The organism is Micromonospora sp. NPDC048905 (genome assembly GCF_040649655.1).
In the GTDB taxonomy this organism is placed as follows: Bacteria; Actinomycetota; Actinomycetes; order Mycobacteriales; family Micromonosporaceae; genus Micromonospora.
Genome location: NZ_JBEZFV010000003.1, coordinates 485,598 through 510,740 on the forward strand (window position 1 = coordinate 485,598; position 25,143 = coordinate 510,740).

The window sequence follows — 25,143 nt, forward strand, 5'->3', positions numbered from 1 at the left end:
CAGATGGTCTGGCCGGACGTTGTGCCGACCCGGCCGAGCGGGTCGGCTCGCGGGTCGGTTGGCCCGATCGCGGGTGGGGAGCTTTCCTGGCGGACGTCGCTGTGGCACCATCGTGGAATCTCCATCCCCGCACAGCCCCCTTGCCGACAGGAGTTCCAAATGTCTGGTCGAAAGTTTGGCCGGCTGCGCACGGCGTCGATCGTCCTCGCCGCGCTGGCCGTTGGTGTCCTTGGCGCTCAACTCGGCAGTGGCTTCCAGTCCCAGCTGATCGAGTGGGGTGCCCCCGCCGGCCACAGCGTTTCGGTTTCGAGTGGAGCGTCAAGCGTCGCTCGGTGACCCCGGTGCGGCGGCGACGTGCCCGATGACAGGGCGGTGCGGTGTCACCTAAGGCTGTCCGACGTCGTACGACAGAGCACGCCTGGCTGATCACGGCTCCCCTCGCCGCGATCGCCCTGGTGGGATCGTTGGTTCTCGCGCTGACGGTGCCGATCCACCTGGAGGATTGGCCGAAGGCTCTTGCGTTGCTGGTGGTGATGGTTGCCGCCGGGATACCAACGCTCAGCTTCGTCGTCCGCCGTCAGGCGGTGGTCGTGACCCTTCTCGAGATTCCACTCATTCTCGCCCTCTTCTGGCTGTCGCCGCTGCTCATGGTCGTCGTCGCCACGGCGGCCGAGCTCTTCACCCAGATTCATCGCGGCTACGCGCCGCCGAAGTTCTGGTTCAACGTCGCCCGGGCGGCGGCTGGATTCTCCGTCGCCGGGCTGGTGTTGGCCGCCATGCCGCCGCACGAGGGGGTGGGCCCGTCCACGTGGGGCGCGGTCTTCGCCGCTGTCGCCGCCAACGCATTGATCAGCCTGGTCGCCGTGGTCGGCGTTATCACCCTCCTGCAAGGCTGGCAGGGCACCAGGGAGACGGCGAGTACGGCCGTCCAGGTCCTGCTGACCACGGCGTTGAACGTCGCGGTCGGGATGATCATCCTGATCGCCCTGGCGACGACGTTCTGGTCGATCCTGCTGCTGCTGGCCCTGGCGGTGGCCGGCGTCCTGCTCTACCGCTCGTACTCGCAGTTCATTCGGCAGCACCGCACCCTGGGCGACATGTACGAGTTGACCCGGGCAATGAGCGAGGCGGGTCAGGAGGGCAACCTGACGGACGCGCTGCTCGGCCGGCTCCGATCTCTCATGCAGGCGGAGTACGCCACGCTGTGGCTTCCGGCGCAGGGCCGGCACCCGGAGGTCCTGCTCACCGCACGCCTCGACGACCGGGGTCTGCTCGACGTCGCCCCGACCCCGCCGGTGATCCGGGAGAAGACGCGTAAGTCGGGTCGGACGGTCGCTCTCGGTCGGGCCTTCGGCGGTGACCCGACGCTGCGGTCCGCGCTCGCCGACTCCAAGGTCAAGGACGTCATCGCGGTGCCCCTGCGTTCCGGGCAGGCGGTGATCGGCACGCTGGAGGTGGCCAACCGGCTCAGCGACGTGGGCCACTTCGCTCCGGCTGACATCCCCATCTTCGAGACCGTGGCGGCGCATGCCGCCGTCGCCCTGGAGAATTCGCGGCTGGTCGACAGGCTCCGGCACGACGCGTACCACGACGCGCTGACCCGGCTGCCCAACCGCCGGCGGATCACCGGCGCGCTCGCGGAGTCGTTCACGATCGCCGCCCCCGGCGAGGTGGTGGCACTGCTGCTCTTCGACGTGGACGGGCTGCGCCAGGTCAACGAGTCCCTGGGGCACGCGGCGGGGGACAAGGTCCTCGCCGAGGTCGCCAGCCGGTTGCGGGCCAGCGCACCGTCGTCGGCCCTGGTCGGCCGCGCGGGTGGGGACGAGTTCCTGGTGACGCTGCGGTTGGAGAGCGCGGAGGCGGCGCTCGAGTTGGCGGCGCAACTACGCGACCAGATTCGTGACGAGATGGTCTTCGACGCGCTCACCCTCGACGTCAACACCGCCGTCGGGGTGGCCGTGCACCCCGATCACGGCAGCGACGCGGCGACTCTGCTGCTCCGGGTCGACCTCGCGGCCACGGCGGCCAAGTCGGTGCCGGGCAGCGTGCAACTGTTCAACCCGGCGCTGGAGTCCCGATCGTTGCGCCGGCTGGGTCTGGCGGGCGATCTGCGCCGCGCACTGGATCAGGACGAGCTGGAGGTCTACTTCCAGCCCAAGGTGACGCTGCGGGATCGGCGTCTGGTGGGTGTCGAGTGCCTGGCGCGCTGGGAGGACCCGACGCACGGCACGGTCGCTCCCGAGGACTTCGTGGCGGTGGCCGAGCACACCGGCCAGTTGAGCAGGCTCACCGAGGTGGTCCTCCGCGAGGGGCTGCGCCGCAGCCGGGACTGGGCGTTGGCCGATCAGCCGCTGCCGATCGCGGTCAACATCGCCGCTCGTACGCTCACCGACCAGCACTTCCCGGACCGGGTCCAGGAGTTGCTGACCGAGTACGGGGTGCCGGCGCAGCGGCTGACCCTGGAGATCACCGAGGCGGGAGTGTTGGACGGCACCGATCGGCCCATCCCGACCCTGCAACGGCTGCGCGACCTGGGTGTCCGGCTGTCGGTCGACGACTTCGGCACGGGCGACTCCTCGCTGGCACACCTGCGCCGGCTGCCGGTGCACGAGGTGAAGGTGGACCGCTCCTTCGTCCAGGGCATGGCGACCGACCCGGGGGACCTGGCCATCGTCAACGCCGTGGTGACCCTCTCCCAACAGTTCGGCCTGGCGGTGGTCGCCGAGGGCGTGGAGAGTGAGCTGACCCTGGAGCTTCTCCAGGACATCGGCTGTGAGATCGGGCAGGGCTTCCTGTTCAGCCGGCCGCTGCCGTACGAGCGGCTGGCCGCCTGGTTCGGCGCTCAGGTCGAGCCGGAATCGATCTCCAACGGGGAGCTGCCGCGCCTTCGCGTGGTGCCCTGAGCAGGGCGAAGACGATCACCGGGGATCCGATTTCACCTGTCGAGCCGGGCCGTGTACTCTTACTTCTGCGCGCCCCACGGGGAGTTCGCGCAGGCCCCCTTAGCTCAGTCGGCAGAGCGTCTCCATGGTAAGGAGAAGGTCTACGGTTCGATTCCGTAAGGGGGCTCGAGGGTTCAGCTGGACCCATCGCAGCGGTGTAGCTCAGATGGTAGAGCAAGCGGCTCATAATCGCTGTGTCGCCGGTTCAAGTCCGGCCACCGCTACTCTCGTCTTCCGGGCTCGTTGCCGGTGGTCGTAAGAAATGGGCGCTTCCGGCGCCCACTTTGCATGTCCGCGCTGTCAGCGTCTAGGCTGGCGCGTCGTAGTTGTTTCCGTTAGCGAGGAAGGCACTCCGCCGTGGCGAAGGCTACCGATGTCCGGCCGAAGATCACTTTGGCGTGTGTGGAGTGCAAGGAGCGCAACTACATCACGCGCAAGAACCGGCGCAACGACCCCGACCGCATCGAGCTGAAGAAGTTCTGCCCGCGCGACGGTCGGCACACGGTCCACCGCGAGACCCGCTGACCGCTGGCCGGCCTCAGCCGGCCGCTGTCGAAGCTTTCCAATCGCCGATCTGACCGGTTTGGCGCGGCTCCGCCGCCGCCTACCGATCAGGTCGGCGATTGGGCTTTCCGTGTAGGTTCGCGGCATGTCCCTGGACCCTTCCTTCGTCGGCCGGACCTATCCGCCGACCGCCCCCTATCAGGTGGGCCGAGAAAAGATCCGCGAATTCGCCAGCGCCATCGGCGCCACCGACCCGGCCCACCACGACCCGGCGGCCGCGCGGGCGCTGGGCCACCCCGACGTGGTGGCCCCGCCGACCTTTCCGGTGATCGTGACGATGGCCGCGAGCAGCCAGATCATCGAGGACCCGGCCCTGGGTGTCGACTACAGCCGCCTGGTGCACGGCGACCAGCGGTTCGCGTACACCCGGCCGGTGGTCGCCGGCGACGAGCTGGTCTGCGTCAACACCATCGAGGACGTCAGCACCAGGGGTGGGCACGGCTTCCTGACCACGCGCACCGACGTGAGCACCGTCGGCGGGGACCCCGTGGTCGCGGTCTGGGCCAGGTATGTCATTCGCGGGGAGGAGTGAGATGGAGTTGCCAGCACAGACGTTCCAGGTGACCCGTGCGGACCTGGTCCGCTACGCCGGCGCCTCGGGCGACTTCAACCCGATCCACTGGAGCGACCGGGTGGCCACCAAGGTGGGTCTGCCCGGGGTGATCGCCCACGGCATGTTCACCATGGCGCTGGTCGGTCGGGCGGTCACCGAGTGGGCCGGGTCTCCGGACGCGGTGGCCGAGTACGGCGTGCGTTTCACCCGGCCGGTGGTGGTCCCCGACGACGACCAGGGGACCGAGATCGAGGTCACCGCGCGGGTCCGTGAGGTGACCGAGGACGGTCTCACCCGACTCGAGGTGACCGCCACCTGCCTGGGCGAGAAGGTACTGGCACAGGCGAGGGCAACCATCCGGACGGCGCGCTGAACCGAGCCCGCCACGCGTGGCGGAGAGACCGGTTGGGAAAGTCGGGCGGGTACCCGTACACTGGTCCGCCGTGGGGCAAGTGACCCCTGCTCGGTCGTCTGTGGCCGCGTGGGGCGAGTGTTGCCACATAGGGGTGTAGCTCAATTGGCAGAGCAGCGGTCTCCAAAACCGCAGGCTGCAGGTTCAAGTCCTGTCACCCCTGCGCCTCAGGCCTGACCGTTCCCGTGGGTCGCGCCGCCAGCTTGGCGGCGTCCGGCCCGTGGTGGTGGAATCGGCGGGGTGGTTCCGAGGCAATCGGGCCCTCCGGATGATCCACCGGCCGCGGCCCGTCGCGGGACGGTTGGGTCCGGCCGGCGTGACCAGCGCCGCGTACGCCACTCGGCGTGCGACCCCAGATTCCGCGACGGAGGGCGAAGTGGCCGACAACAAGCGGCGCGGCGAGGACGCCGGCGACGATCGTCTGGACGACGATGTCGTCGACGAGGTTGCCGACGACGACGCCTCCAGCGCGGACGAGCCGGTTTCCCGGGGAGGCACCGCCACGCGGTCCCGTGCCCGGGCGGAGTCGGCGGACAGCCGGCCGACCACGCGGTCGGAAACGGGTCGGGTGGGCGTGTTCGGCCGCATCGCCCGGTTCTTCCGCGAGGTCGTAGCCGAACTGCGTAAGGTCATCTGGCCGACCCGCAAGGAGTTGCTGACCTACACCGCCGTGGTGGTGGCGTTCGTCGCGGTGATGCTGACGATCGTGGGTGTGCTGGACTTCGGCTTCGCCAAGGTCGTGTTGTTTGTCTTTGGCAACTCGGACTGACCGGCTGCCTCCAGCCGATAGTGATGGAAGTGAGCGAGCGTGCCTGAGTACGACGAGACCGCCGGACCCGTGGACGAGCAGTCCGCGGTCGCGACGGCGGCTGGTGACGAGTCGGTTGAGGCCGCCAGCGAGCCGGAGTTCCCCACGACCGAGCCCGCGCCGGACGAGGATTTCGACCCCGTCGCCGAGTTGAGGCAGAAGCTGCGCTACGCGCCGGGTGACTGGTACGTCGTGCACTCGTACGCCGGGTACGAGAACAAGGTCAAGACCAACCTCGAGACCCGGATCACGAGCCTCGACATGGAGGACTTCATCTACCAGGTCGAGGTGCCGACTCGGGAAGAGGTCGAGGTCAAGAACGGCAAGCGTTCGCAGATCCAGGCCAAGGTCTTCCCGGGCTACATCCTGGTCCGGATGGAGTTGACCGCCGAGTCGTACTCGTGTGTCCGGAACACCCCGGGTGTGACCGGCTTCGTCGGTGCGACCGACCGGGCCGACCGGCCGGCTCCGCTCTCGCTCGACGAGGTGCTGAAGTGGCTGGCGCCGGCTGTCGAGACCGAGCAGAAGAAGTCGAAGCCGGAGATCAAGGTCCTCGACTTCGAGGTGGGCGACTCCGTCACCGTCACCGACGGCGCGTTCGCGTCGCTGCCGGCCACGATCAGCGAGATCAACGCCGACCAGCAGAAGCTCAAGGTGCTGGTGTCGATCTTCGGTCGCGAGACGCCGGTGGAGCTCAACTTCAACCAGGTCGCCAAGATCTGATTGGTCGTCGGCGGCGGGTCCGACCCGCCGCCGACGTCGGCGTAGGCCCTCCCGCTCGACCTCGGCGGACGAGTGGGCTGCGGCCTGCGCTACTCTTGAATGTCGCCGCTGTCGCACCGCGCTGACCGTGCGCGCTCCGAGGGCGGCGACAGCCGCATTTTCCCAGCTCCAAGCCCCAGGAAGTGACATGCCTCCGAAGAAGAAGCTCGTCAAGACGTTCACGCTTCAGTTGCCGGCGGGCCAGGCCACGCCGGCGCCGCCGGTCGGCCCCGCGCTGGGCCAGCACGGCGTGAACATCATGGAGTTCTGCAAGTCCTACAACTCGCAGACCGAGTCCCAGCGGGGCGACATCGTTCCCGCCGAGATCAGCGTGTACGAGGACCGGTCCTTCACGTTCGTGCTGAAGACCCCGCCCGCTGCCCGGCTGCTGATCAAGGCTGCCGGTGTGCAGAAGGGTTCGGGTGTTCCGCAGTCCGAGAAGGTCGGCTCGGTCAGCCGCGCCCAGCTGCGTGAGATCGCCGAGAAGAAGATGGCCGACCTCAACGCCAACGACCTGGCCCAGGCCGAGAAGATCATCGCCGGCACCGCCCGGTCGATGGGTATCACCGTCAACGACTGACGTCGGCCCAGGCCGTCGATCCGACCGTGGGAGGGCCCGCGCCGAGCGGCCCGCCAGAGACCACAGGAGTAATCAGCAATGCAGCGCAGCAAGAGCTACCGCAAGGCCGCCGATGTCATCGACCGGTCGAAGCTCTACACCCCCGCCGAGGCCGTGAAGCTGGCCAAGGAGACCACCAACGTCAAGTTCGACGCCACGGTCGAGGTCGCCATGCGCCTCGGCGTCGACCCCCGCAAGGCGGACCAGATGGTCCGCGGTGTGGTCAACCTGCCGCACGGCACCGGTAAGACCGCCCGCGTGATCGTGTTCGCCAGCGGCGCGAAGGCCGAAGAGGCCGCTGCCGCGGGTGCGGACGAGGTGGGCACCGACGAGTTGGTCGCCCGGATCCAGGGTGGTTGGCTCGACTTCGACGCGGCTATCGCCACGCCGGACCAGATGGCCAAGATCGGCCGGATCGCGCGGATCCTGGGCCCGCGCGGTCTCATGCCGAACCCGAAGACCGGCACGGTGACCATGGACGTCACCAAGGCGGTGCAGGACATCAAGGGCGGCAAGATCACCTTCCGGGTGGACAAGCACTCCAACCTGCACCTGATCATCGGTAAGGCCTCCTTCACGGAGAGCCAGCTGGTAGAGAACTACGCTGCGGTGCTCGACGAGGTGCTGCGTGCCAAGCCGTCCGCGGCCAAGGGCAAGTACCTCCGCAAGGTCATCGTGACCTCCACGATGGGCCCGGGTGTTCCGGTCGACCCCAACCTGGTCAAGAACCTCACCGGAGACCCCGCCGAGGGCTGAGCGACAATCTGCTCCACCGGGGCGCCGCCACGATCGTGGCGGCGCCCCTTGGCGTCCAGGGCCTGTTTCATGAGGGCGGTCGAGCCGAGGCGGAGGCCGGGCGGCGGTCCGGCAAGGCGCGGTTTCGTCCGGATACCGGTGTTGTATCCGGACGAAACCGCAACGCCGCCGGTCGTCGTCCGGGCCCGCCGCAGGCCGGCCAGTCCTTATGAAACAGGCCCTAAGGTGTGGCACCCTCTATCCCTATGCGGCTGGAGAACGTCTGGTTGCGGTACCACAGGCGTGGGCCGTGGGTGCTGCACGGCGTGGACGTGCGGATCGGTCCGGGTGAGGTGGCTGTCGTTCTGGGTCGCAACGGGGCCGGCAAGTCGACACTGCTCCAGGTGGCCGCGGGGGTGCTCCGGCCCGACCGGGGCCGGGTCACCGACCGTCCGGCACGGGTGGGCTGGGTGCCGGAGCGCTTTCCCGCCGACCAGCCGTTCACCGTGACCCGCTAGCTGACCGGGATGGCCCGCGCGGCGGGCCTGGGCGCGGCGGCGGCCGACGAGGCGGTGGCCTCCTGGACCGACCGGCTCGGGTTGTCCGCCTTCCGTTCGGTCCGCCTGCCGGAGCTGTCCAAGGGCACCGCGCAGAAGGTGGGCCTCGCCCAGGCGATGCTGCGTCCACCGGGCCTGCTGGTGCTCGACGAGCCGTGGGAGGGGCTGGACGCCGCCACCCGCGAGCTGGTTCCCGAGCTGATCGCCGAGGTGCTCGCCGCCGATGGTGCCGTGCTGGTCAGCGACCACCGCGGCGAGACGGTCCGGCTGCCGACCGCGCGCCGCTGGTCGGTGGCCGACGGGACACTGACCGAGGAGACGTCGTCGGCGGACGAGGCGTTCTCGGTGGTCGAGGTCGCGGTGCCGACCGCGCGGGTCGCCGGCACCGTCGCCCGGATGCGCGCCGAGGGCCACCACATTCTTCGGGTACGCGCCGACCCCTCCACCCCCGCACCGCAGGCTCGTCCCGCATCGACCGCCCCGACCCGCCCGGACGGTGCGCCGGCAGCCGAGCAGCCCACGGCCGCCGAGGGCGTCCACACGGTCGAGCAGGCAGCGGAGGAGGCCCGGTGATCGCCCTGGTACGGATGCGGCTGGCCGGCCTCCTGCGGACCGGTCGGGCGTTGGCGCCGCTGCTCGCCGGCCTCATCGTGCTCGGCACGCTCTACGGCGGCGGCCGAGCCCAGCCAGCGGAGGCGTACGGCGTCTCGGCCGTGGTGCTCTTCCCGGTGCTCGCCTGGCAGACCAAGATCCTGCTGGACGTCGAGCCGGACGTGCAGCGCCGGCTGGCCCAGGTGACCGTCGGGGTGGCCCGCGAGCGGCTTGCCGGGCTCCTCGCCGCGGGCGTGGCGGCGCTGCCAACGGTGGCCGTCGCGCTGCTCTTTCCGTGGCTGGTCGGCGGGGTCACCGGCCCGGTGGAGCCGGGGGACCGGTCGATCCCGGTCGGGATCGCGCTGGGGCTGTGGGCGCACCTGCTCGCCGTACCCGCCGCTGTCGCCCTCGGTGCGCTGGCCAGCCGCGCGTCGGTGGGCGGTGCCGCGTACGGCGTCGCGGTGCTGACCCTCGGCGGTGTCGGCGCGGTGGTGTTCGGCCTGAGCGATTCGGTGGCGCCCTGGTTGGCGCCGCCGATCATGGCCGCCGCCCGCGCCACCGCGAGCCACGCCACGGCGCTCACCCTGCTGGGGCTGACCGGGTGGGCGCTGGCCTGGAGCGCCGCGGTCGTCGGCGGCTACCTGTGGCGGCGGCGGGCTCACGGCTGACCGGCGTCGGCGTCGGTGACGTGGCTCACCAGGCGCGATTTGGTGCTGGTGGCCGGGGCGCGTAGTCTTCAACCGTCATCCGTGCTCTCATGGATGAGGAACCACCCAAAGACCGCTGGTCACCGTGCTCCGGCACGGTCGAAGGTCCCGCGACAACGGGCGACCCGCGTAGGGCGGCAAGCGTAACTCGGCAGTGAGACATGGTCCGCCGACTGTGTTGATCCACCGGCCCTCGCCCCGTGCGCCCTGCGCCGGGGCTTTTTCGTTGTCGTGCTGCCTCCGCCCCCGTTCCGGCTTCGGCTGTGACGGGGACCAGCCTCGAGTAACGAGAGAGGAGGGACATGGCGGACAAGCCGATTCGGGCCGACAAGGCCACGGCCGTCGCTGAGCTGACCGAGAGCTTCCGCAGCTCGGGCGCCACCGTGCTGACCGAGTACCGCGGTCTGACGGTTTCCCAGCTCACCCAGCTTCGGCGCTCGCTCGGCGCCGAGACCAGCTACACGGTCGCGAAGAACACGCTGGCGAAGCGTGCTGCGACGGACGCGGGCATCACCGGCCTCGACGAGCTGTTCACCGGTCCTACCGCGCTGACTTTCGTTTCGGGCGACGTCGTCGAGGCGGCGAAGGGGCTTCGCGACTTCGCGAAGGCCAACCCGAAGCTCGTCATCAAGGGCGGTGTCTTCGAGGGCAAGGCCATTTCCGCGGCCGAGGTCACGAAGCTTGCCGACCTGGAGTCCCGCGAGGTGCTGCTGGCCAAGCTGGCCGGCGCGATGAAGGGCAACCTGAGCAAGGCCGCGGCCCTGTTCCAGGCCCCGCTGTCGAAGACCGCACGTCTGGCGGCCGCACTGCAGGACAAGCGCGAGAAGGAGGGCGCCGAGGCGGCCTGAGGCCCCCACGGCGCACCAGTTCTTACTTAACAGAATCAGGAAAGGACGCCAGATATGGCGAAGCTCAGCACCGACGAGCTGCTCGACGCGTTCAAGGAGATGACGCTGATCGAGCTCTCTGAGTTCGTGAAGCAGTTCGAGGAGACCTTCGAGGTCACCGCCGCGGCTCCGGTCGCGATCGCCCAGGGTGGTGGCGGCGGCGCCGCTGCTGCCCCGGTCGAGGAGGAGAAGGACGAGTTCGACGTCATCCTCGAGGCTGACGGCGGCAAGAAGATCCAGGTCATCAAGGTCGTGCGTGAGCTGACCGGCCTGGGCCTCAAGGAGGCCAAGGACGCGGTCGAGTCCGCGCCGAAGGCCATCCTGGAGAAGGTCAACAAGGAGACCGCCGACAAGGCGAAGGCCAAGCTCGAGGGTGAGGGCGCCAAGGTCACCCTCAAGTGACCTGAGCTCCACCTGCGCGTACCTGGCTCGTGAGCCGGGACACGATCGCGTCGCGGCGGGCGGTGATCCGACACGGATCGCCGCCCGCCGTGTTTGTGGTTCCGGAGCCGACCTGCCCCTGAGCTGGGCACCGATGGCCGCACCTGTCGATCCGGACGCGCCTGGCGGGTCGCCCTCCAGTGGGAAAGAAGAGCCGACCCGGATACCGGCCCTTGACGCGGCCCCGGGCTGCCAGGCACGCTGGCACCAGCAAGACACCGCGCTTGCGACGGCCACGACGTGGGTATGACAGCGGCGGCACCATCGGCCGCGTCGACCTGAGCGGCCCAGTGGGGACGTTGCGTTCTGAGCGGCCCGGCAGACCCCGGTTTACGGGGGCCGAGGCACGTTCCGCAAACGACCTGCGGGGTGGGCTGGACAGCGGTTAGCCTCTCGGCTACACTGCTAGTTTGCGCTGCCTTCCGACTTGACCCCTGCTCGGAAATGTCCGTTTACGGATATTTCTGGTGGGGTCATTGGAGTGCACGCGTACCAGCCGTTCTGCAGCACCGGTCCTCGGAAGGACGCATCTTGGCAGCTTCCCGCCCTGCGAAGACCAGTCGTACGTCGAGCGCATTCGCTCCCCGCCGAGTTTCATTCGGCAGGATCACCGAACACCTCGAGGTCCCCAACCTCCTTGCCATTCAAAACGAGTCCTTCGACTGGCTCGTGGGCAACGAGGCTTGGCAGGGCCGGTCGGCGGACGACCCGCACGCACGCTCGGGTCTCGCGGAGATCCTTGAAGAGATCAGTCCCATTGAGGACTTCTCCGGCACCATGTCGCTCTCCTTCTCGGCGCCGCGCTTCGACGAGGTCAAGGCCTCGATCGAGGAGTGCAAGGAGAAGGACCTGACCTACTGCGCTCCGCTCTTCGTGACCGCGGAGTTCACCAACAACACCACTGGCGAGATCAAGAGCCAGACGGTGTTCATGGGTGACTTCCCGATGATGACGCCCAAGGGCACCTTCGTCATCAACGGCACCGAGCGTGTCGTGGTCAGCCAGCTCGTCCGGTCCCCGGGCGTGTACTTCGACAAGCAGCCGGACAAGACCTCCGACCGCGACCTCTCCAGCGTCAAGGTCATCCCGAGTCGGGGTGCCTGGCTGGAGTTTGACATCGACAAGCGCGACACGGTCGGCGTACGCATCGACCGCAAGCGTCGGCAGGCCGTCACCGTCCTGCTCAAGGCCATCGGCTGGTCGGCCGAGCGGATCCGTGAGAAGTTCGGCTGGTCCGAGCTGCTGATGACCACGCTCGAGAAGGACCACATCGCCGGCCAGGACGAGGCCCTGCTCGACATCTACCGCAAGCTGCGCCCTGGCGAGCCGCCGACGCGCGAGAACGCCCAGACCCTGCTCGACAACCTCTTCTTCAACCCGAAGAGGTACGACGTCGCCAAGGTCGGGCGCTACAAGTTCAACAAGAAGCTCGAAGTCGCCGTGCCGATCACCACCGGCACGCTGACCGAGGACGACATCGTCGCCACCGTGGAATACCTCTGCCGGCTGCACGCCGGTGAGGACGGCTACGAGGCCGACGACATCGACCACTTCGGCAACCGGCGCCTGCGTACCGTGGGTGAGCTGATCCAGAACCAGGTCCGGGTCGGCCTGTCCCGGATGGAGCGGGTCGTCCGCGAGCGGATGACCACGCAGGACGTCGAGGCGATCACCCCGCAGACCCTGATCAACATCCGCCCGGTGGTGGCGGCGATCAAGGAGTTCTTCGGGACGTCTCAGCTGTCCCAGTTCATGGACCAGACCAACCCGCTGGCGGGTCTCACCCACCGGCGCCGGCTGAGCGCGCTCGGCCCGGGTGGTCTGTCCCGGGAGCGGGCCGGCTTCGAGGTCCGCGACGTGCACCCGTCCCACTACGGCCGGATGTGCCCGATCGAGACGCCGGAAGGCCCGAACATCGGCCTGATCGGCGCGCTGTCCACCTTCGCCCGGGTCAACCCGTTCGGCTTCATCGAGACGCCGTACCGGAAGGTCGTCGAGGGTCGGGTCACCGACCAGATCGACTACCTGACCGCGGACGAGGAGGACCGGTTCGTCAAGGCCCAGGCCAACGCGCGCCTGAAGGCTGACGGCACGTTCGCCGAGGACCGGGTGCTCTGCCGTCGTAAGGGCGGCGAGACCGAGGACGTCATCCCCGGTGCCGTCGACTACATGGACGTCTCGCCCCGGCAGATGACCTCGGTCGCGACCGCCATGATCCCGTTCCTCGAGCACGACGACGCCAACCGGGCACTGATGGGCGCGAACATGCAGCGCCAGGCGGTGCCGCTGGTCAAGGCCGAGGCGCCGCTCGTGGGTACGGGCATGGAGTACCGGGCCGCGGTCGACGCTGGCGACGTGGTTGTCGCCGAGGTCGGCGGTGTGATCGAGGATCTCTGCGCCGACTACGTCACCATCCACCAGGATGACGGCCACCGCCGGACGTACCTGCTGCACAAGTTCCGCCGCTCCAACGCCGGCTCCTGCGTCAACCAGAAGCCGGTCGTCTTCGAGGGCGACCGCGTCGAGGCCGGTCAGGTCATCGCCGACGGTCCGTGCACCGACGAGGGCGAGATGGCACTCGGACGCAACCTGCTGGTGGCGTTCATGTGCTGGGAGGGTCACAACTACGAGGACGCGATCATCCTGTCGCAGCGCCTCGTGCAGCAGGACGTGCTCACCTCGATCCACATCGAGGAGCACGAGGTCGACGCTCGGGACACCAAGCTCGGCCCGGAGGAGATCACCCGCGACATCCCGAACGTCAGCGAGGAAATGCTCGCCGACCTCGACGAGCGCGGCATCATCCGGATCGGTGCCGAGGTCGTTCCCGGCGACATCCTGGTCGGCAAGGTCACGCCCAAGGGTGAGACCGAGCTGACCCCGGAGGAGCGCCTGCTCCGCGCGATCTTCGGTGAGAAGGCGCGTGAGGTTCGGGACACCTCGCTGAAGGTGCCGCACGGCGAGACCGGCACGGTCATCGGTGTGCGCACGTTCTCCCGCGAGGACGGCGACGAGCTGCCGCCGGGTGTCAACGAGCTGGTCCGGGTCTACGTCGCCCAGAAGCGCAAGATCCAGGACGGCGACAAGCTCGCCGGCCGGCACGGCAACAAGGGTGTCATCTCGAAGATCCTGCCGATCGAGGACATGCCGTTCCTGGAGGACGGCACCCCGGTCGACATCGTGCTCAACCCGCTCGGTGTGCCGAGCCGGATGAACATCGGCCAGGTGCTGGAGACCCACCTCGGTTGGGTCGCCAAGACCGGTTGGAAGGTCGAGGGCGACGACACCGACTGGAAGCGTCAGCTCCGCTCGATCGACGCCCACGAGTCCGAGGGGGACACCAATGTGGCCACCCCGGTCTTCGACGGTGCCCGCGAGGAGGAGATCTCCGGTCTGCTCGAGTCGACCCTGCCCAACCGGGACGGCAAGCAGCTGATCGGCCGTACCGGCAAGGCACAGCTGTTCGACGGTCGTTCCGGCGAGCCGCTGCCGGACCCGATCGCGGTCGGTTACGTCTACATCCTGAAGCTCAACCACCTGGTCGACGACAAGATCCACGCTCGTTCGACCGGTCCGTACTCGATGATCACGCAGCAGCCGCTGGGTGGTAAGGCGCAGTTCGGTGGTCAGCGTTTCGGTGAGATGGAGTGCTGGGCGATGCAGGCGTACGGCGCCGCGTACGCCCTGCAGGAGCTGCTCACGATCAAGTCCGACGACGTTCTCGGCCGGGTGAAGGTCTACGAGGCCATCGTCAAGGGCGAGAACATCCCGGAGCCGGGCATCCCGGAGTCGTTCAAGGTGCTGCTCAAGGAGCTGCAGTCGCTGTGCCTCAACGTTGAGGTGCTGTCCAGCGACGGTGTGGCCCTGGAAATGCGCGAGACCGACGACGAGGTGTTCCGGGCCGCTGAGGAGCTGGGCATCGACCTGTCCCGGCGCGAGCCGAGCTCGGTCGAAGAGGTCTGAGGTGAGTGGTCGGGGGCCGGCTCGCCGGCTCCCGACCCCACCCGAGAATTAGCAGTACAGACGACGACATAGGGGACATAGTGCTCGACGTCAACTTCTTCGACGAGCTGCGCATTGGTCTCGCCACCGCCGACGACATCCGTCAGTGGTCGCACGGCGAGGTCAAGAAGCCTGAGACGATCAACTACCGCACCCTGAAGCCGGAAAAGGACGGGCTCTTCTGCGAGAAGATCTTCGGTCCGCAGCGGGACTGGGAGTGCTACTGCGGTAAGTACAAGCGCGTCCGGTTCAAGGGCATCATCTGTGAGCGCTGCGGCGTCGAGGTGACTCGCTCCAAGGTCCGTCGTGAGCGGATGGGGCACATCGAGCTCGCCGCTCCGGTGACCCACATCTGGTACTTCAAGGGCGTGCCGAGCCGGCTGGGCTACCTGCTGGACCTCGCCCCCAAGGACCTCGAAAAGATCATCTACTTCGCCTCGTACGTCGTGACGAGCGTGGACGCGGAGTCGCGTCACCGTGACCTCTCGACGATCGAGAACGAGATCCTGGCCGAGAAGCGGCAGTCCGAGAACAGCCGCGACTCGGAGATCGAGAAGCGGGCCGCCAAGCTCGAGGCCGACCTGGCCGAGCTGGAGGCCGAGGGTGCCAAGGCGGACGTCCGGCGCAAGGTCAAGGAGGGCGGAGAGCGCGAGATGCGCCAGATCCGCGACCGGGCCCAGCGCGAGATCGACCGCCTGGACGAGGTGCTGGACACCTTCCGCAAGCTGGAGCCGAAGCAGCTGGTCACCGACGAGCTGCTCTACCGCGAGCTGCGCGACCGGTTCGGTGAGTACTTCACCGGTTCCATGGGCGCGGAGGCGATCAAGGCGCTGGTCCAGAACATGGACCTCGACGCCGAGGCCGAGAGCCTGCGGGAGACCATCCGGTCCGGCAAGGGTCAGCGGAAGATCCGGGCGCTCAAGCGACTCAAGGTCGTCGCGGCGTTCCTGAACACCCGCAACTCGCCGCTCGGCATGGTGCTGGACTGCGTACCGGTCATCCCGCCGGACCTGCGCCCGATGGTGCAGCTCGACGGTGGCCGGTTCGCGACCTCGGACCTGAACGACCTGTACCGCCGCGTGATCAACCGGAACAACCGCCTCAAGCGGCTGATCGACCTCGGCGCGCCCGAGATCATCGTCAACAACGAGAAGCGGATGCTCCAGGAGGCCGTCGACGCGCTGTTCGACAACGGCCGTCGTGGTCGGCCGGTCACCGGTCCGGGTAACCGCCCGCTCAAGTCGCTGTCCGACATGCTCAAGGGCAAGCAGGGCCGGTTCCGCCAGAACCTGCTGGGCAAGCGCGTCGACTACTCCGGCCGTTCGGTCATCGTGGTCGGCCCGAAGCTCAAGCTGCACCAGTGTGGTCTGCCCAAGCAGATGGCGCTGGAGCTGTTCAAGCCGTTCGTGATGAAGCGGCTGGTCGACCTCAACCACGCACAGAACATCAAGTCCGCCAAGCGGATGGTCGAGCGTCAGCGCCCGGTCGTGTGGGATGTGCTGGAAGAGGTCATCGGCGAGCACCCGGTGCTGCTGAACCGCGCGCCGACCCTGCACCGCCTGGGCATCCAGGCTTTCGAGCCGCAGCTGGTCGAGGGCAAGGCGATCCAGATCCACCCGCTGGTCTGCACCGCGTTCAACGCCGACTTCGACGGTGACCAGATGGCGGTGCACGTGCCGCTGTCCGCCGAGGCTCAGGCCGAGGCGCGGATCCTGATGCTGTCGTCGAACAACATCCTCAAGCCGGCCGACGGCAAGCCGGTCACCATGCCGACCCAGGACATGGTCATCGGCCTGTACCACCTCACCCACCTCACCGCCGGTGAGAAGGGCGAGGGCCGGGCGTTCAGCTCGGACGCCGAGACGCGGATGGCCTTCGACAACGGCGAGTTGCACCTGCAGGCGCCTGTGAAGATCCGCCTGCGTGGCGTGGTCGGTGTCGACAACGGCGCCGGCGCCGAGGCGTGGACCGCTCCGGAGGGCTGGGTCGAGGGTGACCCGCTGACCGTGGAGACCACCCTGGGTCGGGTGCTGTTCAACGAGACGCTGCCGCAGGGCTACCGCTTCGTGAACTACGAGATCCGCAAGGGTCAGCTCTCCGCGATCGTCAACGACCTCGCCGAGCGCTTCCCCAAGGTGGCGCTGGCCGCCACCCTGGACGGGCTCAAGGAGGCCGGTTTCCACTGGGCCACCTGGTCCGGCGTGACGATCGGCATGGAGGACGTCATCGCTCCGCCGCGCAAGGCGGAGATCCTGGCGAAGTACGAGAAGGAAGCCGACCAGATCGACAAGCAGTACCAGCGTGGTCTGATGACCGCCGAGGAGCGTCGCGGCGAGCTCATCACGATCTGGACCAAGGCGACCAACGAGGTCGCCAAGGAGATGGACACCGCGCTGCCGCAGGAGAACCCACTGTGGAAGATGATCAACTCGGGTGCTCGCGGTAACCTGCTGCAGCTCCGGCAGATCGCCGCGATCCGCGGTCTGGTGGCCAACCCGAAGGGCGAGATCATCCCGCGGCCGATCAAGGCCAGCTACCGGGAGGGTCTGTCCGTGCTGGAGTACTTCATCTCCACGCACGGTGCCCGTAAGGGTCTCGCCGACACCGCGCTGCGGACCGCCGACTCGGGTTACCTGACCCGTCGTCTGGTGGACGTCTCGCAGGACGTCATCATCCGCGAGGAGGACTGCGGCACCGACCGGGCGATCCCGATGCAGATCGGCGAGAAGCTCGACGGCAAGCTCGTCGTCCACACCCACGCCGAGACCAGCGTGCACGCCCGGACCCTGGCCGACGACATCAAGGGGCCGGACGGCACCGTGGTCGCCGAGCGCGGTCAGGACATCAACTCCATCGGGGTCGACAAGATCGTCGCCGCTGGCGTGGAGACGGTCCGGGTGCGCAGCGTGCTCACCTGTGAGTCGAAGCTGGGCGTCTGCGCGGCCTGCTACGGCCGGTCGCTGCCGACCGGCAAGTCGGTCGACATCGGCGAGGCGGTCGGCATCATCGCCGCCCAGTCCATCGGTGAGCCCGGTACGCAGCTGACGATGCGTACCTTCCACACCGGTGGTGTCGCTGGTGAGGACATCACCCAGGGTCTGCCCCGTGTGCAGGAAATCTTCGAGGCTCGGGTCCCGAAGGGTAAGGCGCCCATCGCCGACACCCCGGGTCGGATCCGGATCGAGGACGGCGAGCGCTCGCGGAAGATCATCGTGGTGCCGGACGACGGCAGCGAAGAGATCGTCTACGACAAGATCTCGAAGCGGGTCAAGCTCCGTACCCACGACGGCGGTCACGTCGCGGTCGGCGAGAAGCTGACCGAGGGCACCATCGACCCGCACGAGCTTCTGCGGATCATGGGTCCGCGGGCGGTCCAGGTCCACCTGACCAGTGAGGTCCAGGAGGTCTACCGCTCGCAGGGTGTGCTCATCCACGACAAGCACATCGAGATCATCATCCGCCAGATGCTCAAGCGGGTGACGGTCATCGACTCCGGCTCGACCGAGTTCCTGCCGGGTGTGCTCGTCGACCGGGCGCTGTTCGAGTCGGAGAACCGCCGGCTCGTCTCGGAGGGCGGCGAGCCCGCCGCCGGTCGTCCGGTGCTCATGGGTATCACCAAGGCCTCGCTGGCCACCGACTCCTGGCTCTCGGCGGCCTCCTTCCAGGAGACCACCCGGGTGCTGACCGACGCTGCGATCAACTCGCGCAGCGACTCGCTGGTCGGCCTCAAGGAGAACGTGATCATCGGAAAGCTCATCCCGGCCGGTACGGGCATCAGCAAGTACCGCAACGTCCGGGTCGAGCCGACCGAGGAGGCCAAGGCCAAGGTCTACTCGATGACCGGGTACCCGGAGACCGACTACGGCTTCGGGCCGGCCAGCGGGCAGGCCGTGCCGCTGGACGACTTCGACTTCGGGTCGTACCGCTAAGCACCAGTCACACGACGAGGCCCCCGGTGAAAGCCGGGGGCCTCGTCGTGTCCGTGCCCACCCACCCCTGGGCCGAGTTCGGCATGATGGGGGGATGACGACCGCACCCGGGCAGGTGTCCGTCGCGCAGCAGGGCCTGCGCCACCCGTTGGACCCGGATCCGGCCCGCGCCACGAAGGCTCGGGCGGTTTTCGCTCTCGGGCTGCTCGGCCTGCTGACCGGGCTGTTCATCGGCGGGGTGGTGCCGGCGACGGTGGCACTGCAACTGGCGCGGCAGGCGCGACGTGAGGCGTACTCCTCGGGGGGTTTCCTGACCGGCGGCAGCTGGCTGCGGCGGGGGGAGCGGATGGCCTGGACCGGCCTGGTGCTGGTCGCCGTCAGCGTGGTGGCCGTGGTGGTGATCGGCGTGGTGCGGTTGGCCGGTGCGCCGTTCGGTCACGACTACCCGGCGAACATGGACTGAGCCGCCGCGCCCGGCGTTGGCGCCGGCACCCCCGGCGGTAGCCTGGCCGGTGTCCGCCGCGCGGCGGTGGCGGCCTTGTCGACAGGAGGACCTCGTGACGGATCCGGCGCGGCCCCCTGCCGACGAGCCGGCCGGCCAGCCGGCGTCGTCCGAGCTGACGCCGTCCGAGGCCACCCAACCGGCCCCGAGCGGCCAGCCGCAGCCACCCGCGCCCACGCCGGGTTGGGCGACGCCGACCTCCGCCGCGCCGCAGCCCGGCTGGGGTCCGACCAGTCCGCCCGACGCCGGCCAGCCGTACCCGGTCGCCGGGGTGCCCACCCCGGCACCGCCGGGTTGGGGTCCGCCGCAGCCTGGGGCTGCCGTGCCCTACGGGTGGGGTCCGCCGCAGTCTGGTGTGCCGGCGGGTTGGGGTCCGCCGCAGTCTGGGCCGGGTTGGGGTCCGCCGTCGTCCGGTATGTCGGGTTGGGGTCCGCCGTCGCCCGGTTCCACACCCGGTTGGCCCGGAATGCCGGGTCATCCGGTTCCGCCACCCACCGACGCCCAGCACCTGCCGCCGAAACGGGTGGAGGCGGTGCCGGGCACCCCGTTCGGGGTCGTACACCTGGAGGTGGCCCCGGTCACGTCGGGACTGGCCATCGGATCCCTGGTGGCCGGCATCGCGTCGATCCTGGTGTCGTTGCTGGTGATCTGCTTCGGAGTGGCCTTCGCGAACGATGGCGGGGCCTGGGCTTCCGGAGCGTTCGCCGCCCTCGGGTTGCTGGCCGGCGTGGGAGCGGTCGTCATCGGTCTGCTCGGCCGGCGGCAGATCCGTCGTCCGGCCGCGCCCCCTGCGGTCCGGTTCACCGGGCGGGGGCTTGCGGTGGCCGGAATCAGTTGTGGCGCGGCGGGGGCACTGCTCAGCCTCCTGGGTCTCGGCCTCGCGCTGCTGCTCACCCTGACCTGAGGCTGGTCTCGGCGCTCGACCCGTTTCTGCCCGCTTGCCGCTGCCCGGCCCGGGGCCGACGGGTGGTCCCGCGGGGGAGCCGGTACACTTGTGTCTGTAGGTGCCCATCGCGGGCGACGGGGCAGGACGAGATTCGGCCGGCGGGTGTACGACAGTCGCCGGACCCTTCCGTTTTGACCTGGGCGGTTGTGGTAGGTACTCTTTCCCCTTGTGCCCGGGCATGCCCGGGCAACTCGTGCGTGCGCTGTTTCCGGATCCCGGACGGCGGCACGACAAGCCAAGGATCCGGGGCGGGGCGACCCGCGCGCCGGTGACACAAACCCGATCGCACGCGCAAGCGTCCGCAACGGGACCGCGGAGAGGCGACACGCCCGACCGCGGGTGCCGGGGCCTCCGTCAGGTGGCCCAGGTCGGAATGTAGGAGAGCCGGTCAGCAGGCCGGCTAACGAGCAGACGGCGCGGCCGCGAATGCGGCCGAAGGGAGCGGAGAAACCCGGTGCCCACGATCCAGCAGCTGGTCCGAAAGGGCCGCCAGGCGAAGACGACCAAGACCAAGACCCCGGCGCTGAAGGGTTCCCCTCAGCGGCGCGGCGTGTGCACCCGCGTGTACACCACCACCCCGAAGAAGCCGAACTCGGCGCTGCGCAAGGTCGCTCGCGTGAAGCTCAGCAGCCAGATCGAGGTGACGGCCTACATCCCGGGCGTCGGTCACAACCTCCAGGAGCACTCGATCGTGCTCGTGCGTGGTGGCCGGGTGAAGGACCTCCCCGGCGTGCGTTACAAGATCGTTCGCGGTTCGCTGGACACCCAGGGTGTCCGCAACCGCAAGCAGGCGCGCAGCCGTTACGGCGCGAAGAAGGAGAAGAGCTGACATGCCGCGTAAGGGACCCGCTCCGCGGCGGCCACTGGTCGCTGACCCGGTGTACAACTCGCCGCTGGTCACCCAGCTGGTGAACAAGATCCTGCTGCGCGGCAAGCGTCAGCTCGCCGAGACCATCGTGTACGCGGCCCTCGAGGGCTGCCGCGAGAAGTCCGGCACCGACCCGGTCGTCACCCTCAAGCGGGCGATGGACAACGTCAAGCCGACCCTCGAGGTGCGTAGCCGTCGTGTCGGTGGCGCCACCTACCAGGTGCCGGTCGAGGTCCGCCCGACCCGGGCGACCACCCTGGGCCTGCGCTGGCTGGTCACCTACTCTCGCGCGCGGCGTGAGAAGACCATGGTCGAGCGGCTGATGAACGAGCTGCTGGACGCGAGCAACGGCCTCGGTGCCGCCGTCAAGCGGCGCGAGGACACGCACAAGATGGCCGAGTCGAACAAGGCCTTCGCGCACTACCGCTGGTAACACCCTGGTTCCGGCGCCTCCGGGCGCCGGAACCGCCACCAGTTGTGTCGAGACGACGATAAGTAGGGATTGAAGTGGCCGCCGCAGACGCGCTCGCCAAGGTACGCAACATCGGCATCATGGCGCACATCGATGCCGGTAAGACCACGACCACCGAGCGGATCCTGTTCTACACCGGCATCACGTACAAGATCGGTGAGGTCCACGAGGGCGCTGCCGTCATGGACTGGATGGAGCAGGAGCAGGAGCGTGGTATCACCATCACCTCCGCTGCTACCAAGTGTGAGTGGAAAGACCACACGATCCAGATCATCGACACGCCCGGCCACGTCGACTTCACGGTCGAGGTCGAGCGGTCGTTGCGGGTCCTGGATGGTGCCGTCGCGGTCTACGACGGTGTCGCCGGCGTGGAACCGCAGACGGAGAACGTCTGGCGGCAGGCCGACAAGTACAACGTCCCGCGGATGTGCTTCGTCAACAAGCTCGACCGGACCGGCGCCGACTTCTTCCGCTGCGTGCAGATGATGATCGACCGGTTGAACGCCACCCCGCTGGTGCTCCAGATCCCGATCGGGCTCGAGGGTGACCACATCGGTGTCGTCGACCTGATCGGCATGCGCGCGCTCACCTGGCGTGGGGAGACCCAGAAGGGTGAGGACTACGCGGTCGAGGAGATCCCGGCCGAGCTGGCCGACTCCGCTGCCGAGTGGCGCGAGAAGCTGATGGAGACCCTGGCCGACGTCGACGACTCGGTGATGGAGAAGTACCTGGAAGGCGAGGAGGTCTCCGTCGAGGAGATCAAGGCCGCCATTCGGCGTGCCACCATCGCCGGCAAGGCCAACCCGGTGCTCTGCGGCTCGGCGTTCAAGAACAAGGGCGTTCAGCCCATGCTCGACGCCGTTGTCGACTTCCTGCCGTCGCCGCTCGACGTTCCGGCGATCGAGGGTACGGCCACCGACGGTGAGACCCCGTTGCTGCGGAAGCCGTCCAACTCGGAGCCCTTCTCCGGCCTGGCGTTCAAGATCCAGACGGACAAGCACCTCGGTAAGCTCACCTACGTGCGGGTCTACTCCGGCACGCTCGATTCCGGTTCCCAGGTGGTCAACTCCACCAAGGACCGCAAGGAGCGCATCGGCAAGATCTACCAGATGCACGCCAACAAGCGCGAAGAGCGTCCGTCGGCGCAGGCCGGCGACATCATCGCCGTGCAGGGTCTCAAGCAGACCACCACCGGCGACACGCTCTCCGACCCGGCGAACCCGGTGATCCTGGAGTCGATGACCTTCCCGGAGCCGGTCATCTCGGTGGCGATCGAGCCGAAGACCAAGTCCGACCAGGAGAAGCTGGGCACCGCCATCCAGCGCCTGGCCGAGGAGGACCCGACCTTCCGCGTCCAGCTGGACGAGGAGACCGGTCAGACGGTCATCTCCGGCATGGGTGAGCTGCACCTGGACATCCTGGTCGACCGGATGCGCCGCGAGTTCAACGTCGAGGCCAACGTCGGCAAGCCGCAGGTGGCGTACCGCGAGACCATCCGCCGCAAGGTGGACAAGGTCGAGTACACCCACAAGAAGCAGACCGGTGGTTCCGGCCAGTACGCCCGCGTGATCGTGAGCGTCGAGCCGCTGCCGCTGGACAACGACTCGCCGACCTACGAGTTCGCCAACGCCGTCAGCGGCGGCCGGATCCCCCGGGAGTTCATCCCGTCGGTGGACGCCGGTGCGCAGGACGCGCTGCAGTACGGCATCCTGGCGGGCTTCCCGCTGGTCGGCGTGAAGCTGACCCTGCTGGACGGCCAGTACCACGAGGTCGACTCGTCGGAAATGGCATTCAAGATCGCCGGCTCGATGGTGATGAAGGACGCGGCCCGCAAGGCCGATCCCGCGTTGCTCGAGCCGATGATGGCCGTTGAAGTCACCACTCCTGAGGAGAACATGGGTGACGTCATCGGTGACCTCAACTCCCGCCGCGGCATCATCCAGGCGATGGAGGAGCGCAGTGGCGCCCGCATCGTCAAGGCTCTGGTGCCGTTGTCGGAGATGTTCGGCTACGTCGGCGACCTGCGGTCGAAGACCCAGGGCCGGGCTAGCTACAGCATGCAGTTCGACTCCTACGCCGAGGTTCCGCAGAGCGTCGCGAGGGAGATCATCGCCAAGGCAACGGGGGAGTAACGCCCTGAGCAGGTGATTCGTGGTTGGTCGCGGGTAGGTTCGCCCGCCCGCGGCCACCACGATCGGATCGCGTGAGACCGGGCCTGTAGGCTTCATCGCCGCAGAACCCACAAAGGCTCTCCGACCGTCAGGTCGGAAAGGCTGTCGACAGAGTCCTAAGCGCCGACCGGCGCGCCGGGCGTACGAACCAAGAAGTCCACAGGAGGACACCAGTGGCGAAGGCTAAGTTCGAGCGGACTAAGCCGCACGTCAACATCGGCACCATTGGTCACATCGACCACGGTAAGACGACGCTGACGGCGGCCATCACCAAGGTCCTGCACGACCAGTTCCCGGACCTGAACCCCTACACGCCGTTCGACGAGATCGACAAGGCGCCGGAGGAGAAGGCCCGCGGCATCACGATCTCGATCGCGCACGTCGAGTACCAGACCGAGGCGCGGCACTACGCGCACGTCGACTGCCCCGGCCACGCGGACTACATCAAGAACATGATCACCGGTGCCGCGCAGATGGACGGCGCGATCCTGGTGGTCGCGGCGACCGACGGCCCGATGCCGCAGACCCGCGAGCACGTGCTGCTGGCCCGTCAGGTTGGCGTGCCGTACATCGTCGTGGCGCTCAACAAGAGCGACATGGTCGATGACGAGGAGCTCCTGGAGCTCGTCGAGCTCGAGGTTCGTGAGCTGCTCTCCTCGCAGGAGTACCCGGGTGACGACCTGCCGGTCGTTCGGGTTTCGGCGCTGAAGGCCCTCGAGGGTGACCCCGAGTGGACCGGCAAGCTGCTGGACCTGATGACCGCTGTCGACACCTCGATCCCGCAGCCGGAGCGCGAGGTCGACATGCCGTTCCTGATGCCGGTTGAGGACGTCTTCACGATCACCGGTCGTGGCACCGTCGTCACCGGTCGCGTGGAGCGCGGCGTTCTCCTGCCGAACGAGGATGTTGAGCTCGTCGGTATCAAGGAGAAGAGCTTCAAGACCAAGGTCACCGCGATCGAGATGTTCCGGAAGACCCTGGACGACGCTCGCGCAGGCGAGAACGTCGGCCTGCTGCTGCGTGGCACCAAGCGCGACGAGGTCGAGCGCGGCATGGTCGTCGTGAAGCCGGGCTCGAACACCCCGCACACGGAGTTCGAGGCGACGGTCTACATCCTCTCCAAGGAGGAGGGTGGCCGCCACACCCCGTTCTTCCAGAACTACCGTCCGCAGTTCTACTTCCGGACCACGGACGTCACCGGTGTCGTCACCCTTCCCGAGGGCACCGAGATGGTCATGCCGGGCGACAACACGTCCATGTCGGTGAAGCTGATCCAGCCCATCGCCATGGAGGAGAACCTCAAGTTCGCGATCCGCGAGGGTGGCCGTACCGTCGGCGCCGGGTTCGTCACCAAGATCATCAAGTGAACTAGGTAACCCCGATTAGACCCGCCGCCAGTCGTGCGGCATACTAGTCAGGTTGCGTAACGACAGTTCGTCGCCTGTGTTCGGCTTTCGCTGAACCTCCGGGTGGCGAGTCAGTCGAGCGTAGGGTGGTTGGCGGCCCAGTCGCCAACCACCCTCGCACGGCGTTCAGGTCGCGGTAATGCGATCGGCGCCTTGACCCACCGCGCGGTCAGCACCACTCCGGAACCACGGGGCGGAGCCCGGCCCGAGGGCGCGACACGCCCGACCGCGGGGGTCGGCGAAGTGGGCCTGTGCCAGCCGGCACAGGC

At 68.3% G+C, this 25,143-nt stretch carries 19 protein-coding genes, 3 tRNA genes and 1 pseudogene; all 23 read left to right on the forward strand.

Annotated elements, in window-relative coordinates; translation table 11 throughout:
• Positions 1 to 377: 377 nt before the first annotated feature.
• The 23 genes and pseudogenes from AB0C01_RS10485 (at position 378) to tuf (ending at position 24,835) form a co-directional block, all read left to right on the forward strand.
• Positions 378 to 2,903 carry a bifunctional diguanylate cyclase/phosphodiesterase gene (locus AB0C01_RS10485; protein WP_357253602.1) on the forward strand — a complete coding sequence of 842 codons (2,526 nt, stop codon included), beginning with the start codon at positions 378 to 380 and terminating at the stop codon, positions 2,901 to 2,903.
• Positions 2,904 to 2,996: 93 nt separating this feature from the next.
• Positions 2,997 to 3,069, forward strand: a tRNA-Thr gene (locus tag AB0C01_RS10490).
• A gap of 24 nt (positions 3,070 to 3,093) precedes the next feature.
• Positions 3,094 to 3,166: transfer RNA gene (locus AB0C01_RS10495), tRNA-Met, on the forward strand.
• Between the two features lie 133 nt (positions 3,167 to 3,299).
• Entirely contained in the window at positions 3,300 to 3,467 is a 168-nt protein-coding gene (gene rpmG / locus AB0C01_RS10500; RefSeq protein ID WP_007073056.1) for a 50S ribosomal protein L33, read from the forward strand.
• Between the two features lie 124 nt (positions 3,468 to 3,591).
• Positions 3,592 to 4,038 carry a MaoC family dehydratase N-terminal domain-containing protein gene (locus AB0C01_RS10505; protein WP_357253600.1) on the forward strand — a complete coding sequence of 149 codons (447 nt, stop codon included), beginning with the start codon at positions 3,592 to 3,594 and terminating at the stop codon, positions 4,036 to 4,038.
• Between the two features lies 1 nt (position 4,039).
• Complete coding sequence (locus AB0C01_RS10510; protein WP_357253598.1) at positions 4,040 to 4,432, forward strand: MaoC family dehydratase; 393 nt, start codon at positions 4,040 to 4,042, stop codon at positions 4,430 to 4,432.
• Between the two features lie 129 nt (positions 4,433 to 4,561).
• Positions 4,562 to 4,634, forward strand: a tRNA-Trp gene (locus tag AB0C01_RS10515).
• 213 nt (positions 4,635 to 4,847) lie between these two features.
• A complete protein-coding gene (gene secE / locus AB0C01_RS10520; RefSeq protein ID WP_357253596.1) occupies positions 4,848 to 5,240 on the forward strand; it encodes a preprotein translocase subunit SecE in 393 nt (130 codons plus the stop codon).
• Between the two features lie 39 nt (positions 5,241 to 5,279).
• The gene (gene nusG, locus AB0C01_RS10525) at positions 5,280 to 6,002 is read left to right on the forward strand and encodes a transcription termination/antitermination protein NusG (RefSeq protein ID WP_357253594.1); all 723 of its coding nucleotides are present in this window, start codon (positions 5,280 to 5,282) and stop codon (positions 6,000 to 6,002) included.
• Positions 6,003 to 6,189: 187 nt separating this feature from the next.
• Positions 6,190 to 6,621: a 50S ribosomal protein L11 gene (gene rplK / locus AB0C01_RS10530; RefSeq protein WP_088950247.1), complete on the forward strand. Its 432-nt coding sequence runs from the start codon at positions 6,190 to 6,192 to the stop codon at positions 6,619 to 6,621.
• 78 nt (positions 6,622 to 6,699) lie between these two features.
• A complete protein-coding gene (rplA, locus tag AB0C01_RS10535; protein ID WP_357253592.1) occupies positions 6,700 to 7,416 on the forward strand; it encodes a 50S ribosomal protein L1 in 717 nt (238 codons plus the stop codon).
• Between the two features lie 245 nt (positions 7,417 to 7,661).
• A pseudogene (locus tag AB0C01_RS10540) lies at positions 7,662 to 8,525 on the forward strand (ATP-binding cassette domain-containing protein).
• Positions 8,522 to 9,211: a hypothetical protein gene (locus AB0C01_RS10545; RefSeq protein ID WP_357253588.1), complete on the forward strand. Its 690-nt coding sequence runs from the start codon at positions 8,522 to 8,524 to the stop codon at positions 9,209 to 9,211. The pseudogene AB0C01_RS10540 and the gene AB0C01_RS10545 overlap by 4 nt, the downstream one beginning before the upstream one ends.
• Before the next feature lie 341 nt (positions 9,212 to 9,552).
• Positions 9,553 to 10,098 carry a 50S ribosomal protein L10 gene (gene rplJ / locus AB0C01_RS10550; RefSeq protein WP_238645346.1) on the forward strand — a complete coding sequence of 182 codons (546 nt, stop codon included), beginning with the start codon at positions 9,553 to 9,555 and terminating at the stop codon, positions 10,096 to 10,098.
• Positions 10,099 to 10,152: 54 nt separating this feature from the next.
• The gene (gene rplL, locus AB0C01_RS10555) at positions 10,153 to 10,539 is read left to right on the forward strand and encodes a 50S ribosomal protein L7/L12 (RefSeq protein ID WP_357253585.1); all 387 of its coding nucleotides are present in this window, start codon (positions 10,153 to 10,155) and stop codon (positions 10,537 to 10,539) included.
• Positions 10,540 to 11,109: 570 nt separating this feature from the next.
• Entirely contained in the window at positions 11,110 to 14,541 is a 3,432-nt protein-coding gene (locus AB0C01_RS10560; RefSeq protein WP_357253583.1) for a DNA-directed RNA polymerase subunit beta, read from the forward strand.
• Between the two features lie 80 nt (positions 14,542 to 14,621).
• A complete protein-coding gene (locus AB0C01_RS10565; RefSeq protein ID WP_357253581.1) occupies positions 14,622 to 18,509 on the forward strand; it encodes a DNA-directed RNA polymerase subunit beta' in 3,888 nt (1,295 codons plus the stop codon).
• Between the two features lie 94 nt (positions 18,510 to 18,603).
• Positions 18,604 to 18,972, forward strand: coding sequence for a hypothetical protein (locus AB0C01_RS10570; protein ID WP_357253579.1), 369 nt, complete (start codon positions 18,604 to 18,606; stop codon positions 18,970 to 18,972).
• Between the two features lie 571 nt (positions 18,973 to 19,543).
• Complete coding sequence (locus AB0C01_RS10575; RefSeq protein WP_357253708.1) at positions 19,544 to 19,915, forward strand: hypothetical protein; 372 nt, start codon at positions 19,544 to 19,546, stop codon at positions 19,913 to 19,915.
• A 496-nt stretch (positions 19,916 to 20,411) separates the two neighbouring features.
• The gene (gene rpsL / locus AB0C01_RS10580; protein ID WP_007465318.1) at positions 20,412 to 20,786 is read left to right on the forward strand and encodes a 30S ribosomal protein S12; all 375 of its coding nucleotides are present in this window, start codon (positions 20,412 to 20,414) and stop codon (positions 20,784 to 20,786) included.
• A gap of 1 nt (position 20,787) precedes the next feature.
• A complete protein-coding gene (gene rpsG / locus AB0C01_RS10585; RefSeq protein ID WP_030489583.1) occupies positions 20,788 to 21,258 on the forward strand; it encodes a 30S ribosomal protein S7 in 471 nt (156 codons plus the stop codon).
• Positions 21,259 to 21,332: 74 nt separating this feature from the next.
• A complete protein-coding gene (gene fusA, locus AB0C01_RS10590) occupies positions 21,333 to 23,429 on the forward strand; it encodes an elongation factor G (protein ID WP_357253577.1) in 2,097 nt (698 codons plus the stop codon).
• A gap of 212 nt (positions 23,430 to 23,641) precedes the next feature.
• Positions 23,642 to 24,835: an elongation factor Tu gene (tuf, locus tag AB0C01_RS10595; protein ID WP_357253575.1), complete on the forward strand. Its 1,194-nt coding sequence runs from the start codon at positions 23,642 to 23,644 to the stop codon at positions 24,833 to 24,835.
• Positions 24,836 to 25,143 lie beyond the last annotated feature (308 nt).